General features: G+C 58.8%; 14 protein-coding genes. 4 read left to right on the top strand and 10 right to left on the bottom strand.

Features of this window, described 5'->3' with window-relative positions; translation table 11 throughout:
• Nucleotides 1-480 precede the first annotated feature (480 nt).
• From lysS to hslO, 10 genes are all read right to left on the bottom strand, one after another.
• Nucleotides 481-2,004: a lysine--tRNA ligase gene (lysS, locus tag OS242_RS18925; protein ID WP_267153259.1), complete on the bottom strand. Its 1,524-nt coding sequence runs from the start codon at nucleotides 2,002-2,004 to the stop codon at nucleotides 481-483.
• A gap of 21 nt (nucleotides 2,005-2,025) precedes the next feature.
• A complete protein-coding gene (greA, locus tag OS242_RS18920; protein ID WP_267153258.1) occupies nucleotides 2,026-2,502 on the bottom strand; it encodes a transcription elongation factor GreA in 477 nt (158 codons plus the stop codon).
• 159 nt (nucleotides 2,503-2,661) lie between these two features.
• Complete coding sequence (locus tag OS242_RS18915; protein ID WP_267153257.1) at nucleotides 2,662-3,561, bottom strand: quinate 5-dehydrogenase; 900 nt, start codon at nucleotides 3,559-3,561, stop codon at nucleotides 2,662-2,664.
• A gap of 64 nt (nucleotides 3,562-3,625) precedes the next feature.
• Nucleotides 3,626-4,660, bottom strand: a complete 1,035-nt coding sequence (dusB, locus tag OS242_RS18910) for a tRNA dihydrouridine synthase DusB (protein WP_267153256.1) — start codon at nucleotides 4,658-4,660, stop codon at nucleotides 3,626-3,628.
• Between the two features lie 105 nt (nucleotides 4,661-4,765).
• A complete protein-coding gene (locus OS242_RS18905; RefSeq protein ID WP_267153255.1) occupies nucleotides 4,766-4,984 on the bottom strand; it encodes a helix-turn-helix domain-containing protein in 219 nt (72 codons plus the stop codon).
• Entirely contained in the window at nucleotides 4,939-5,472 is a 534-nt protein-coding gene (folK, locus tag OS242_RS18900) for a 2-amino-4-hydroxy-6-hydroxymethyldihydropteridine diphosphokinase (RefSeq protein ID WP_267153254.1), read from the bottom strand. The genes OS242_RS18905 and folK overlap by 46 nt, the downstream gene beginning before the upstream one ends.
• Nucleotides 5,462-5,821 carry a dihydroneopterin aldolase gene (gene folB, locus OS242_RS18895; RefSeq protein ID WP_267153253.1) on the bottom strand — a complete coding sequence of 120 codons (360 nt, stop codon included), beginning with the start codon at nucleotides 5,819-5,821 and terminating at the stop codon, nucleotides 5,462-5,464. Before folB ends, folK begins: the two co-directional genes overlap by 11 nt.
• Nucleotides 5,822-5,837: 16 nt before the next feature.
• Complete coding sequence (gene folP / locus OS242_RS18890; RefSeq protein WP_267153267.1) at nucleotides 5,838-6,599, bottom strand: dihydropteroate synthase; 762 nt, start codon at nucleotides 6,597-6,599, stop codon at nucleotides 5,838-5,840.
• Between the two features lie 115 nt (nucleotides 6,600-6,714).
• Nucleotides 6,715-7,638: a cysteine synthase A gene (gene cysK / locus OS242_RS18885; protein WP_267153252.1), complete on the bottom strand. Its 924-nt coding sequence runs from the start codon at nucleotides 7,636-7,638 to the stop codon at nucleotides 6,715-6,717.
• Between the two features lie 114 nt (nucleotides 7,639-7,752).
• Nucleotides 7,753-8,649: an Hsp33 family molecular chaperone HslO gene (gene hslO / locus OS242_RS18880; protein WP_267153251.1), complete on the bottom strand. Its 897-nt coding sequence runs from the start codon at nucleotides 8,647-8,649 to the stop codon at nucleotides 7,753-7,755.
• Nucleotides 8,650-8,803: 154 nt separating this feature from the next.
• On the opposite strand from hslO, the gene OS242_RS18875 reads away from it, so the two are divergent.
• The 4 genes from OS242_RS18875 to OS242_RS18860 all read left to right on the top strand — a co-directional run bounded on the left by OS242_RS18875 (nucleotide 8,804) and on the right by OS242_RS18860 (nucleotide 14,361).
• The gene (locus tag OS242_RS18875; RefSeq protein WP_267153250.1) at nucleotides 8,804-9,871 is read left to right on the top strand and encodes a YheC/YheD family endospore coat-associated protein; all 1,068 of its coding nucleotides are present in this window, start codon (nucleotides 8,804-8,806) and stop codon (nucleotides 9,869-9,871) included.
• Between the two features lie 59 nt (nucleotides 9,872-9,930).
• Nucleotides 9,931-11,181, top strand: a complete 1,251-nt coding sequence (locus OS242_RS18870; protein WP_267153249.1) for a DNA polymerase IV — start codon at nucleotides 9,931-9,933, stop codon at nucleotides 11,179-11,181.
• 156 nt (nucleotides 11,182-11,337) lie between these two features.
• The gene (locus tag OS242_RS18865) at nucleotides 11,338-12,093 is read left to right on the top strand and encodes an MBL fold metallo-hydrolase (RefSeq protein ID WP_267153248.1); all 756 of its coding nucleotides are present in this window, start codon (nucleotides 11,338-11,340) and stop codon (nucleotides 12,091-12,093) included.
• A gap of 120 nt (nucleotides 12,094-12,213) precedes the next feature.
• Nucleotides 12,214-14,361: a 5'-nucleotidase C-terminal domain-containing protein gene (locus OS242_RS18860; RefSeq protein WP_267153247.1), complete on the top strand. Its 2,148-nt coding sequence runs from the start codon at nucleotides 12,214-12,216 to the stop codon at nucleotides 14,359-14,361.
• Nucleotides 14,362-14,474 lie beyond the last annotated feature (113 nt).

Here is a 14,474-nt window from a genome sequence, read left to right as displayed (position 1 = left end):
GGCACGCCGCCAGCGTTCGTCCTGAGCCAGGATCAAACTCTCAATAAAAGTTTGGTTCATAGCGAACTGAATCGCTGGCTCGAAAATCGATCTCGTAACACTCGTTTAGTTTTCAAGGATCAATCAAGTTGTTCATGTCGCTCGAGGCGACGCTATATAACTTAACACATCCAAACTCCAATGTCAACCGGAAGTTTTTTCACTGCTCTCTCGCGGCGACAGGACTTATCTTACCACGCTTCACGCCTCATCCACAATCATATGCATCGAACAAACCGAAACAAATTCTGTCCTCACACAAAAACCTGTGCATAGATCCTCATTTTCCACAAATATTCACGACTTATCCACGTCTTTATCCACATATCCACCTCCTTGTCCACAATCCCACCCGCTTTACCCACAGAGTTATCCACAAATCGGTGCAAATCCAAACAAAAAAGGACCCAGCCCTGTGGCTAAGTCCTTTTTTCTGCCTGTTTAGCGTTCGTGACGCATATGCGGGAAGAGCAGCACGTCGCGAATCGAAGGTTGGTCGGTCAGCAGCATGACCAGACGGTCGATGCCGATCCCAAGTCCACCGGTCGGCGGCATGCCGTATTCCAGTGCCGCCACGTAGTCTTCGTCCATCTCGTGCGCTTCGTCGTTGCCTTGCTCTTTCTCCTGAAGCTGATCGAGGAAACGCTGTTTCTGGTCAATCGGGTCGTTCAACTCGGTGAACGCGTTCGCATGTTCGCGAGCGACGATGAACAGCTCGAAGCGGTCGGTGTAACGCGGATCTTCCGGGTTTTTCTTGGCCAGCGGCGAGATCTCCACCGGATGGCCGTAGACGAACGTCGGCTGGATCAGCGTCGCCTCAACGAACTCCTCAAAGAACGCGTTGAGGATGTGGCCGACTTTCCATGCCTTCTCCGTATGCACGTTGTGATTCTTCGCGATCTCATGCGCTTGTGCATCATCGGTGATCGCACGGAAGTCCACGCCGGTTGCATCTTTGACAGCATCGGCCATGTGGACGCGGCGCCATTGCGGCGTCAGGTCAACTTCGGTGCCTTGGTAGGTGATCTTGGTCGTGCCGAGCACTTCCTGCGCGATGTACGCGACGCAGTTCTCGGTCAGGGTCATCACGTCTCGGTAGTCCGCGTATGCCTGGTAGGACTCCATCATCGTGAACTCCGGGTTGTGACGGGTGGAGACGCCTTCGTTGCGGAAGACGCGGCCGATCTCATAGACCTTCTCCAGACCGCCGACGATCAGGCGCTTCAGATGCAGTTCAAGCGCGATGCGCAGGTACATCTGCATATCGAGCGCATTGTGATGCGTGATGAAGGGACGAGCGGCCGCGCCGCCAGCGATGGTGTGCAGGTTCGGCGTCTCCACCTCGATGTATCCTTCCGAGTCGAGGAAGCGGCGCATCGCTTGGATGATTTTCGAACGGGTGATGAAGCGGTCGCGCACATCCTCGTTGACGATCAGGTCCAGGTAGCGCTGACGATAACGCTGTTCGACGTCCTTCAGACCGTGGTGCTTGTCCGGGAGCGGACGCAGCGCCTTGGTGAGGAACTGCAGCACGTTCACGTTGACCGACACTTCTCCCTTGTTGGTCTTGAAGATCGTGCCTTCCACGCCGACGAGATCCCCAATGTCGGTCAGTTTATCCCACAGCTCGTAGGTCTCGTTCCCGACCGTGTCCTGCTTCACGTAGATCTGCACACGACCGTTGCGGTCTTGGATATGAGCGAACGATGCCTTGCCTTGACCGCGCTTGAGCATCAGGCGGCCGGCGATTTTGACCGGTTGCGCCAGTTCAGCCAGCTCTTCCTTGGTCTTGTCCTCGCCGAACGCGAGAATCTCCTGACTGTTGTGTGTCGACTCAAAGCGAGCCCCCCACGGATCGAGGCCCTTTTCGTAGAGGCCCTCCAGTTTCTCGCGACGCACCTGCATCTGTTCATTCAATTCCTCACCGCTGACCTGATCGTTCAGCTGCTGATCTGTTTGCGACATCTTCTTCACTCCGATACGAAACTATTTTTTGATTTCTAAGATCTCATATTCGATCGCACCCGCTGGTACATTAACTTTAATCTTATCCCCAATTCCCCTGCCAAGTAAAGCCCGTCCCACAGGAGATTCGTTGGAGATCTTGTTATCCGCCGGGTCGGCCTCGGCGCTGCCGACGATCGTATAGTCCATCTCGTCGCCAAATTCGAGGTCCCGGATCGTCACGGTCGCTCCGATGCTTACGACTCCAGTATCGACTTCCGCTTCCGTAATGATTCTGGCATTGCGCAACATTTTTTCCAGCGTAATGATGCGTCCTTCGATAAACGCCTGCTCGTTTTTCGCTTCGTCATACTCGGAGTTTTCACTGATGTCGCCATAGGAAACGGCGATCTTGATTCGCTCCGCCACCTCGCGCCGTTTGACCGATTTCAGTTCGTCCAGTTCGTCTTCGAGTTTCTGCAAGCCGACCGGCGTCAACAAAACTTCTTTTTCTGCCATCATTTCGCACTCCTCCGCTCTCTTTTATAAATAGATTGAATAGATAGATAATTAAGTGTACAAAAACACCGCCAACAACTAGGCTGACAGTGTTTGTTCCTTTATTAACAGGAGATCTTGGAATTGATTATATCGGCAGGGAATGTAACCTGTCAATCATCAATTAAAAAACTCGATGCGCGGCTCGAATCGCAAATCGGCCAAGCCGCGCAAATACGCCTCGGCCGACAGTTCGGTGCGCTGTCCGGCGAGCGCGACGAGCAAGGCCTCCATCACGTTTGTGCCAAAGCTGCGTCCCGACAGGCCGGGCGTGGTCGTCACCAGAGCACCGGCACCGCGCGTGCGCAATAAGTCCAGATCCGCGGCCGTCACCGTGTTGGTGAGAACCGTCTGGCCTTGTAGCTCGGCGGGGAGATGCCGCCTGATAAAATGGAAATCGCCCGCGATCACATCGGCTGCCCGGTACTCCTCGGCATATCGCTCGACGATCTCGGCTTGCTTGTCCCCCGTCGGGTACAAAAAGCGGATCGGCAGCCGGGTGATCAGCGGCGCAATCACACGTGCCACCCGGGCCAACCCCGCAAGCGAACGGATGCGCACCGGCAGCCCGAGCCCGAACATCAGGTCGCCAAACGTCACTTCGCAGCCAACCGCCACCAACTCCGCCGCCATGCCGAACCGGTCGACTCCGGAGACGAGCAAGACTTTTTTGCCACGCAAAGAAAGGAGCGGATGGTCGGCCAGTTGCCTGACGACATGACGCTCCAATGAATTTTTTAGTCCGGACCCGTCGAAGATCGGCGTGATCCGAGCACAAGTGGCGATCTTTTCCGCCTCGCGGAATGTGTACCGTTTGTTACCGACCCTTATGTATCGGTCGATGCCTCCCATTCCGAAAGCATCGACCTCGCCGTCCAATCGGACGATCTCCTGCATCGCACGCCGTCTGTTGCCGTCGGTGCCGATCCGCTCGATCAACACTTGCTCGCCGAGCAGATCGACGGTGACCGAATGATCTCTCGACGATGCGCCCAGAGAGACGCTGACGATATGTTTCACCTGCGATCCCGCCTGTCTGTTAGAGGATGATAGACTCATCCTCTCCCAAATCGGACGATCACAATCAAACGATGACAGCCGCTTCGTGCTTGAGAATGGTTTCGAGGTAGCGGTTCAAAGCGCTGCGCATCGCGTCCGGCGTTTCGATCAGGTTGATCTCATCGCGGAATGCGTTGGAATCGCGCAGACCCTTGGTGTACCACGCCGCGTGTTTGCGCATCTCGCGGACGCCGACAAAATCGCCTTTTTCCGCGACGAGCAGGTCCAGATGACGCAGGCAGACCTGAATGCGGTCCATCGCCGTCGGAGCCGGCAGCTCTTCACCCGTCTTGATGTAGTGGGCGACCTGCTGGAAGATCCACGGGTTGCCGAGCGAGCCGCGGCCGATCATCACGCCGTCCGCGCCGGTGAGACGTAGCATCTCCACCGCTTTTTGCGGCGAGGTGATGTCGCCGTTGCCGATGACGCGGATGTTGACCGCTTCTTTGACTTGGCGAATGATGTCCCAGTCCGCCTGACCGGTATACATCTGCTTGGCCGTGCGTCCGTGGACGGCGACCGACTTGGCACCGGCCGCCTCCGCCGCGCGGGCGACGTCGATGGCGTTGATGTTGTCATCGTCCCAGCCTTTGCGGAACTTGACGGTGACCGGTTTGTGCGGCACCGCTTTGACGACCGCCTCGATGATCTTGTAGGCCTTTTCCGGGTCGCGGGCCAACGCCGCGCCGGAGCCTGCTTTGTGGACTTTCGTAGCCGGGCAGCCCATGTTGATGTCGACGATGGCTGCGTCGGTGTTTGCCACCAGTTCGGCCGCGATCTTCATCGATTCTTCATCACAACCGACGAGCTGCATCGAGACCGGACGCTCTTCTTCGAGGATCGTCAACATCGAACGGGTCTTTTGGTTGCCGTGCTGCAGCGCCTTGGTTGCGACCATCTCGGCGCAGACCAAGCCCGCCCCCATCTCTTTGGCGAGGACGCGGAAGGAAGGATTGCAAACGCCCGCCATCGGGGCGAGGATCACATTATTTTCAAGCTCGACATGACCGATCATGAGCTTTTTATCAAAAGTCGTCTCTTTCTTCATTTCTTGAGTCATATGGAAAAACACCTCCATACATGCGAAAAACACAGGTTCTGTTGCCCCTGTGCTCCGCGCCGTGTTTTGTAGTGTCCCCATTGTACCACCAGGAGAACACCCTTCTCAACCGCCAAATGTTAGACTCTCGCCGCGCAACTCTTGTTCGGTCACGCCGAGCACCTCATGGATGGAGCGCATCAGCTCTTTGGAAGGCATCCGGGTGCCGCGTTCGACCGCGCCGACGATGGCAATCGAGACATGAAGACGATCTGCCAGTTCCTGCTGAGTGAGGTTCTTTAGCTTTCGGTAGGCTCGTAGTCGCTTGCCAATGGTATCTGACATCGAAAGACTCCTTCCTTTCCGACGACCAGATCGGCCATGTCCGACACGGACTGTTGCGTTACGGGGTGGACCAGATCACCCGCTATGTCTGCGAGAGGTAGTAAGACGAAAGCGCGTTCCTTCATGCGTGGGTGGGGAAGAATGAGGTCCTCCGTGTCCAAGACCTGCCCTTCTAGTAGCAGGATATCTATATCTAAAGTTCGAGGACCCCAGTAGATATCCCTTTGTCGACCCAGGTCGAGTTCTGTAGAACCGGTGATTTTCAGTAAATTTTCCGGCGATAGTGTCGTTTTTATTTCGATGCACAGGTTTAAAAAGTCGGGTTGGTCCGCGTAACCGACCGGTTTGGTCTCATAGAGCGGGGAGATCTGCGTCACCTGAATCTCCGGTTGGCTGTCCAGCCGCGCGATCGCCGTCCGCAGGTTCAGGCGGCGATCACCGAGGTTGGCGCCCAAAGACAGGTAGCCGGTGCGCCACTCAGCGGCCACGGGTGATCTCCACCGCCACGCCGGCGAGGATGCCGGGGATCGGCGGGTTGGGTTTGTTGACGCGCACGCGCACCTGCTGGACGAGCGCAAACTGTTCGAGCAGTGCGGCGGCGATCCGCTCGCACAGCGTCTCGACGAGCTGCACCGGCTGACCGTCGAGGATGCTCTTGATCACTTCGTAGGCGGAGGCGTAGTTGACCGTCTTGCTCAGGTCGTCCGACTCGCCTGCTTCCTTGGTGGACAGGTAAAAGACGACGTCAGCCGAAAACCGCTGCCCCAAACGATTCTCTTCGTCAAACACGCCGTGATACGCGTAAAACTCCAGTCCGTTCAAATAGATCGCGTCCATTCGCTGATCCTCCTTTTTAGGCTCGCATCATCGCGTCTGTCATCCGCGCCACGCGGCTCATCTCCAATACGTCATGCACGCGCACCATCCGCACGCCCTTGGCGATGCCAAACGCCACGGTGGCCGCCGTGCCTTCGACGCGCTGCTCGACGGGAAGACCGAGCGCGTTGCCGATCATCGATTTGCGCGAGGTGGCGAGCAGAACCGGATAGCCGATTCCGACGATCTCCTCCAGATGTCCCATCACGTGCAGATTTTGCTCGTGCGTCTTGCCAAATCCGATGCCCGGATCGAGCCAGATCTGCTCGTCGCGCACCCCGCCAGCCCGCGCCAACGAGACGCACTCGCGCAGATCGCGGATGACGTTTGCCATCACGTCCGCTGCGTGCGGGACGTCGCGGTTGTGCATCAAGATCACCGGCACGCCGAGATCGGCCATGACGTGGGCCATCTCCGGGTCGCCTTTGCAGCCCCAGATGTCGTTGATGATCCGAGCCCCTGCCCGCACGGCCGCCTCGGCTACGCTCGCTTTATATGTATCGATGGAGATCGGCACCTCGATCTCCCGCGCCAATCGCTCGATCACCGGAATCACGCGGCGCATCTCTTCCGCCGCATCCACGGGTGCATGCCCCGGCCGTGTCGATTCGCCGCCGATGTCGATCACGTCGGCGCCGTTTGCGACCATCTCCTTGGCATGGGTGACGGCCAGGTCGATGTCGGTGTTCCATCTGCCGCCGTCAGAAAATGAATCGGGCGTCACGTTGAGAATCCCCATGATCAGGGTCTTGTCCGCTTGCACTCGCCTATCCCTCCTTCAGCCAAACTGAGACTAGTATACCAAAAAGAGCACCTCAAAGAGAGGTGCTCCGCATCGCCCGTGCGAGTAGGTCTTATTCGAACTGGAACAGCGCGGTCGACAGGTAGCGCTCGCCGGTGGACGGAGCGACTGCGAGGACCTTTTTGCCTTTGCCGAGCTTTTTCGCGACTTGCAACGCGGCGTAGACGTTTGCACCGGTGGAGATGCCGACGAGGATGCCTTCGTCTTTGGCGAGGCGGCGGGAGATTTCAAACGCGGTCTCGTTTTCGACTTGGATGATCTCGTCATACACGTCGGTGTTGAGGATCGACGGGACAAAGCCGGCGCCGATGCCTTGGATCTTGTGCGGGCCCGGGGTGCCGCCGGAGAGTACCGGAGACGCGGTCGGCTCGACTGCGACGATCTGCACGTCGCCGCCGCGCTTTTCTTTCAACACTTCACCGACGCCGGTGATCGTGCCGCCGGTGCCGACGCCTGCGACGAACGCGTTCACGTCCGGCAGCGCTTCGAGGATCTCGACAGCAGTGGTCTCGCGGTGGACTTTCGGGTTGTTCGCGTTGTCGAACTGTTGCGGCATGAACCAGTCCGGGTTTTCTTCTTTCAGCGCGGTCGCTTTGGCAATCGCGCCTTTCATGCCTTCCGCACCCGGGGTGAGCACGAGCTCAGCGCCGTATGCGCGCAGCAGGTTGCGGCGTTCAACCGACATGGTGTCCGGCATGACGAGGACGGCACGGTAGCCTTTTGCAGCCGCCATCATCGCAAGGCCGATGCCGGTGTTGCCGGAGGTCGGCTCCACGATGGTCGAGCCCGGCTTGAGAGAGCCGTCGAGCTCCGCTTCGGTGATCATCGAGTAGGCGATGCGGTCTTTGACCGAGCCGCCCGGGTTGAACGATTCCAGCTTGAGGTAGATCTCCGCATCATCCGGACCTGCAATCGTGTTCAGTTTGACAATCGGCGTTTGACCGATCAGTTCCGCAATGTTGTTTGCAACGCGCATGGTTGAATCCCCCTGTCTCTATATGGAAAACCGCAATTTAAAACCGAGTAATAGCATTGGTTTTACATGATATATTCAGTGTAGCCTGTGGGAACTGACCCTGTCAATCCCTGTTTAACGTTGCAACGATTGTTCATGCAACGTTTTTAACTGTTCTTCGTCGAACTGATACTTCTCGTTGCAGAAATGGCAGACGAGCTCCGCGTGCTTGTCTTCCTCGATGATCGACGAGATCTCCGTCGGTCCGAGCGACAACAGACCGCGTTCGAATCGTTCGCGGGAGCAATCGCAGCGGTGGCCGATGTCGATCCGCTCCTTGATGTCGACTTCGCCCGGGATCAGACGGCGCAGGATGTCCTCCGGCGTCAGGCCTTGCACCAGCAGCGAGGTGATATGCGGGAATTGCTTGATCTGCTCTTCAATGTAGTTGATGTCTTCATCCGAGACGCCCGGCAGAAGCTGGATAAGAAAACCGCCCGCTGCTTTGACCGTCTGATCCTTTTCCATCAAGACGCCAAGGCCGACGGCCGACGGGATCTGCTCGGACTGGGCGAAGTACAGCAGGAAGTCCTCGCCGATCTCGCCGGAGTACAGCGGCACAGAACCGACAAACGGCTCTTTCAGGCCGAGGTCTTTGATCACATACAGGAAGCCTTGACCGACGCCCGCGCCGACGTCGAGCTTTTCCACGTCGCCAAATACGATGCCGTCTTTGGGCGGCAGTTCCACGTGCGGGTTTTGCACGAAGCCGCGCACATGGCCGGAGCTGTCCGCCGTGACGGTGATCTGGCCGAGCGGTCCGTCACCGCTGATCTTCAAGGTGATCGTCTCTCTGCCTTTCAGCGTAACGCCCATCATCGACCCCATCGTCAAGGTGCGGCCGAGCGCCGCGCTCGCCAAAGCCAGGGTGCCGTGTCGGTCGGTGATCTCGCGCACCGTCTCGGTCGTGATGCAAGCAAACGCGCGCAGCTTGCCCTCAAGTGCCGTTGCGCGAACAAGATAGTCACTCATTCTATGGTTGCCTCCTCATTGGTTCACAATTGGAAAATCTTACAGGTACACACTTTCTTATGTTAGCATGATCTTTCCTGCGTTGTAAGTATACGGACCAAATCCCCCTGCCTGTCATAGACTGAGATCAAATGTGCGCAAAGGAGGGATCTCTGTGCCGTCCCTGTCGGATACAGCACCGTTACATACTCACCTCGGTCTGATGACGACCGATCTGCCCAAGTCGCGGCGCACGATGGCCCCGACTTGGCAGCGATTGGCCGAAGCGGGGATCGCGGAGGATCTCCCGGTCGTCTTTTTCCACCCGCACCGGATCGATCTCAAACGCCGCACCGTCACCGGCGTCCGCTATCATCCGGGCACAGGCTGGATGCCGATCCGCGTGCCCCTGCCCCGCGTCGTCGTCGACAACGTGTATGTCCACATCGCCCGTACCGACCGCCTCTACGCCGGCAACAAGCGGGCGCTGGAGCAGCGCGGCACCGTCGTGCTCAACCCCCGGCTCCCCGACAAAAGCGGGGTCTGGCAAGCGCTCCAGCGACAGCCTCTGCTGGCCGATCATCTGCCGGAGACGGCGGTGATGCGCAGCGCGGCCGATCTGGAGCGATGGCTGGACCGGCACGAGTCGGTCTTTTTAAAACCGGTGCGCGGCTCTGGCGGGCGGGGCGTGCTGCGCGTGAGCCGGGATCAGGCGGGGACTTACCGCGTCGCCGGAGCGAAAAAGAGCCTGTGGAGACGAGAGGAATGGTCCTTCTTTTTAAAGAAAAGACTGGGGGAGACACCGCACTTGATCCAGCAGGGCCTGTCCTTATTTGAAACGGAGGGCTGCAAGATCGACTTGCGCATCGTGTTGCACCGCGACGGCGACCGGACGTGGCAGCCGATCACGACGGTGCCGCGCATGGGGGCGATCGGGAGCGTCGTGACCAATCTGGCGCAAGGCGGGCAAGTGAAAGAGTTCGCCTGGCTGACCGAGCGAATGACCGAACAAGGCCTGCGCGCACCGCAACGGGAGCGGCTGGAGCAGATCGCCGTCCAAGCGGCGGAGGCTGTGACATTGATTCGACCGACGTTGGCGTTTCTCGGCCTCGATCTGGCGCTCGACACGACAGGTCGCGCCTACGTGCTGGACATCAACCCGCGCCCGGGGCGCAAATCGCTGGGAGCGGCGGAGAGATCGCGTGCGTTCGCCTGCCTCGTGCGCTATTGCAAGACGCTTTGAATTTGATATGCTTATAGACAAGGAAACAAACGTTCGGAACGGGCGAGGAGGGGATGGAGATGAGTCAGGGAAAACGGACGGAGGAGCGGGTGATCTTGCACCTCGACATGGACGCGTTTTTCGCGTCGGTGGAGCAGCGCGACCGGCCGGAGCTGCGCGGAAAGCCGGTGATCATCGGCGGCCTCGGCGGGCGGGGTGTGGTCTCGACCTGCTCCTATGAAGCGCGGCGTTTTGGCGTCCGCTCGGCGATGCCGGTCCAGCAGGCGCGTCGGCTGTGCCCGGACGGCATCTACCTCCCGCCCGATATGTCCCGCTATGCGGCGGTGTCGCGGCAGATGATCGCGATCCTCTCCCGCTACACGCCGCTATTGGAAAAGCTGTCGGTCGACGAAGCGTTTCTCGACGTGACCGGCAGCCGCCTGCTCTTTGGCGACGGGGTGACGATCGCCCGCCGATTAAAGGCGGAGATCCGCGAGGAGCTCGGCCTGACCGCATCGGTCGGCGTGTCCTATAACAAATTTTTAGCCAAGCTCGCCTCCGATCTGGAAAAGCCGAACGGGCTGGTCGTGCTCACCCCGGCCGATCTGGCGAGCCGCGTCCATCCACTGCCGGTCACCCGGCTCTGGGGCGTCGGCAAAAAAAGCGCGGAGCAACTGGAGCGGCTGCATCTGCGCACCATCGGCGACGTCGCACAGATGGACGTCGAGAGGATGCGCCGCTATCTCGGCTCGATGGCCGACCACCTCCACGCCCTCGCCCACGGACGCGATGACCGCCCGGTGGAGACGGGACGTGAAGCCAAATCGGTCGGGCAAGAGACGACGTTTGCACAGGATGTGCGCGATCTCGCGCTCTTGGAGCGGACGCTGCTCGCCCAGGTGGAGACGGTCGCACGCCGCCTGCGCCAGCAGGGCGTCGAAGGTCGGACGGTGACGCTGAAACTGCGCTACTCTCCGTTTCAAACGATCACCCGCAGCCACACCCTGCCGACCGCCACCGCCTTGGAAAAGCCGCTCTACGACACCGTCAAAGGATTGCTGCACAAATGCGCTCTCACCTCCCGCGACGCGATCCGTCTGATCGGCGTCACGGTCGGCTCGCTGGTTCCGGAGGGCGCGAGCTCTCTCGCCGCCGAGGCAGAGACGATACAACAGCTCTCCCTCTTCGAAGAGGTGCCCGCCGCTCCGACAGCACCGCCGCCGCATGACCCTCGCCAACAGCAATTGACCCAGGCGGTCGACCGTCTGAAAGACAAATTTGGCGAGGGCATCCTCACCCGCGCCCGCTTGGTCAAACGGGAGGACCTGTAAGCCCCGCCACAAACCGAGCCTTCCTATGCGAAGGCTCTTTTACATGGATCATAAAGTACAGGTTTTCCCGTGTATCTTTTACGGCGACACGGCTCTTTTTTCCCTTTCACACCGATACTGGATAACGCACATCACGATTTGAGGGAGGCAATACCCATGAACATTCAACTGATACGCCATGCCACGCTGCTCGTGCACTATGCGGGCCGAAAGATCCTCGTCGATCCGATGATCGGCGAGCCCGGCTCCTATCCGGCCGTCATGAACACCGCCAACGATCACCGCAATCCGCTGGTGCCGATGGCGATGCCGCTGGCCCGGTTGCTCGACGGCGTCGACTTCGCGCTGATCACGCACACGCACAACGATCATTTCGATGTGGCCGCCTCGAAAGAACTGCCCAAAGACATGCCGTTGCTGATCCAGCCCGAAGACGAAGACAAACTGCGCGGCTTCGGCTTTACCGACGTGCACCCGGTCGGGACGTCACTCACCTACGCCGGCATCGAGTTCACCCGCACCGGCGGCGAACACGGCCGAGGCGAGATCGCGCAAAAGATGGCGCCCGTCTCAGGCTTTGTGCTGCGGGCGGCCGGGGAGCCGTCGCTGTATATCGCCGGTGACACCGTGTGGTGCGAACCGATGGAAGCCGCCTTGACCGCCCACGCGCCGCAAGTGACGGTCGTCAACGCAGGCGGCGCGCGGTTCAAAGTCGGCGATCCGATCACGATGACAGGAGCGGACATCGCCGAGGTCCTCGCCCACACGCCGGGCACGCAGGTGATCGCCGTACATATGGAGGCGGTCAACCACTGCGCCGAGTCGCGGGCCGACCTGCGCCGCTTTGTGCAGGCAAAAGGCTTGGAGCAGGTGCATATCCCGGCCGACGGCGAGACTCTCATCTTCGAATAAACCGCTTAACAAAAGTTTTGTGGAAATTTGAACCTATCAGCCTCCCAATCGAGTATAATAGTTTTCGGTAGAATTATTCTCATTCGTCTGAAAACGAACTCGGTTGAGGAGGCTCTCTTCATGAACAAAATTGGCACCCTGGTCGTTATGACCTCTCTCGTATCCACGTTGCTGGCTCCGGCCGCATTTGCAGAAACGGCTGCACCGGCAGCTGCGGCTGCAACAGCTCAAGTGAAAACCGACATCCAACTGGCGGTTGAAGAAGGCGCGATCAAAGGCTACCCGGGCACGACCGATCTGCTGGAAAACAAACCGGTCACCCGTGCGGAACTGGTCGTCATGATCAACCGCGCGGCGAAACTGAGCAAGGTTCAAGTGAAAAAAGCATCCTACAACGACCTGTCCGACTGGATGGGCGAAGCAGTAGAAAATGCGACGGCAGCCGGGATCGTCAAAGGCGTCGGCTACAACCAATTCCAACCGAACCGCACGATCAACCGCGAGGAACTGGCGGCGATCATCGTGCGTTCCATGTACCACGGCAAAGACATGCCGAAAGTGAATGAAGAAGTCCTGAACTATTTTAAAGATCAAGACCAAATCTCCCCGTGGGCGCGCCAATACGTGGCCGTCGCGGCGATGGCAGGCATTTTTGACCTGAAATTGGACGGCACCTTCGACCCGAAAGCTCCGGTCACCCGCGGCGAAGCGGCAAAAGGGCTGAAGCCGATCCTGTTCACGGTTCTCGATATTTTGACCACCAACGACATTCACGGCAAGATCGAAGTCGGTTTTGATAAAAAACGCAATGCAGCGCAAGGCGGCATCGAAACGCTGGGCGGCATCGTCAACGATTTCCGCGCGATCAACCCGCAAGGCACGGTGGTCGTCGACGGCGGCGACGCTTGGCAAGGCACGCTGATCTCGAACACCGTCAACGGCGAATCGGTCATCAAGTCGATGGACGAGATCGAATACGACGCAGCGGCGGTCGGCAACCACGAGTTTGACTTTGGTCGCGACGTGCTGATCAACAACATCAAAAATGCGACCTTCCCGATCCTTGGCGCGAACATCATCGAAGATGCGACCGGCAAGCGCGTCGACTGGACGCAGCCGTACACGATTGTGGAAAAAGCAGGTCTGAAAGTGGGCATCATCGGTTTCGCGACACCGCAGACCGCCACGACCACGAAATCGACCAACATCAAAGGTCTCACCTTTGCAGATCCGGTTCCGTTCGCAAAAGATCTTTCGGCCGAACTGCGTGCCAAAGGCGCGGACGTCGTCATGGTCACCTCCCATCTGCCGGGTGAACAAGACGCGAAAACGGCTGAGATCATGGGCGAACTGGTCGATCTGGCGAACGGCACAGGCAACGGCACGCTCGACGCCATCGTCGGCGGTCACTCGCACCGCCGTGTCTCCGGGCTGGTCAACGGCATCCCGGTGGTCGAGGCGCAAAGCTGGCTCGGAGCGGTCGGTCACATCCAACTGTATGTCGACAAAGAGACCAAGAAGGTCGTTTCGTCCAGCGCCTCGCTCTTGGAGACGTACGGCAACTTGACACAGGCTGATGCGGACGTGGCCAAGATCGTCGCCGACTACAAGTCACTGATCTCGGAAAAAGCGGGCGAAGTCGAAGGCATCGCCGCTGAGAAACTCACCCGCCTCTCCTACCGATACGCGCAAAACGGCAACAAAGACCGTGACGGCATCACCCCGCTGGGCGCGCTGATCACCGACGCGATGCGCGCAACGGAAGGCTCCGACATCGCCTTCACCAACATCGGCGGCATCCGTGCGGACGTTGAGCCGGGCGAGATCACCTACTCCGAGATGTTTGAAGTCCTGCCGTTCGGCAACTACAACGTGACCGGCACGATGACGGCCGAGCAAGTCAAAACGGCTCTGGAAGTCCTCGACAAATACACCAATCTCCCGGCTCTCCAGTTCTCCGGCCTGAAGGTCGAGTGGGACAACACCCGCGAGAAAGGTGACAAGTTCACCAAGATCACGCTGGTAGACGGCACTCCGGTATACGTCGACGGCACGTTCAACACCGACCGCACCTTCCAAGTTACCACCAACGACTTCATGGCGACCGGCACCGGCGACGGCTATGCGGTATTCGGCCAAGTGAAGGAATGGAAAGACGGCGCGATCCTGCTCGACGCGTGGGTCAACCACACGAAAGCCCTGCATGCAGCAGGCAAACAAGTCTCCGCTGCAAACGACGGCCGCGACGTGCGTCTGGACATCAAATAAAGCGTGGAACGAAAAAAAGGCCGGAGAGCTCCCTGCTCTCCGGCCTTTTTTCATACGGGTGTAAATGGGCGCGTGGACGCATTTACCACCCTTTGCAACGTTGATACAATAGG

Origin of the sequence: Tumebacillus lacus, from assembly GCF_026410385.1 — a bacterium.
In the GTDB taxonomy this organism is placed as follows: Bacteria; Bacillota; Bacilli; order Tumebacillales; family Tumebacillaceae; genus Tumebacillus; species Tumebacillus lacus.
The sequence above is the reverse complement of the archived record's forward strand: the minus strand, read 5'-3'. Positions and strand labels throughout refer to the sequence as shown.

Excerpts from the sequence above, each read along its gene's own strand:
- lysS (WP_267153259.1), bottom strand. The coding sequence starts at position 2,004 with ATGTCGCAAACAGATCAGCAGCTGAACGATCAGGTCAGCGGTGAGGAA.
- OS242_RS18870 (WP_267153249.1), top strand. The coding sequence starts at position 9,931 with ATGAGTCAGGGAAAACGGACGGAGGAGCGGGTGATCTTGCACCTCGAC.
- greA (WP_267153258.1), bottom strand. The coding sequence starts at position 2,502 with ATGGCAGAAAAAGAAGTTTTGTTGACGCCGGTCGGCTTGCAGAAACTC.
- OS242_RS18865 (WP_267153248.1), top strand. The coding sequence starts at position 11,338 with ATGAACATTCAACTGATACGCCATGCCACGCTGCTCGTGCACTATGCG.
- folB (WP_267153253.1), bottom strand. The coding sequence starts at position 5,821 with ATGGACGCGATCTATTTGAACGGACTGGAGTTTTACGCGTATCACGGC.
- cysK (WP_267153252.1), bottom strand. The coding sequence starts at position 7,638 with ATGCGCGTTGCAAACAACATTGCGGAACTGATCGGTCAAACGCCGATT.
- folP (WP_267153267.1), bottom strand. The coding sequence starts at position 6,599 with ATGGGGATTCTCAACGTGACGCCCGATTCATTTTCTGACGGCGGCAGA.
- OS242_RS18905 (WP_267153255.1), bottom strand. The coding sequence starts at position 4,984 with ATGTCAGATACCATTGGCAAGCGACTACGAGCCTACCGAAAGCTAAAG.
- OS242_RS18860 (WP_267153247.1), top strand. The coding sequence starts at position 12,214 with ATGAACAAAATTGGCACCCTGGTCGTTATGACCTCTCTCGTATCCACG.
- dusB (WP_267153256.1), bottom strand. The coding sequence starts at position 4,660 with ATGACTCAAGAAATGAAGAAAGAGACGACTTTTGATAAAAAGCTCATG.
- hslO (WP_267153251.1), bottom strand. The coding sequence starts at position 8,649 with ATGAGTGACTATCTTGTTCGCGCAACGGCACTTGAGGGCAAGCTGCGC.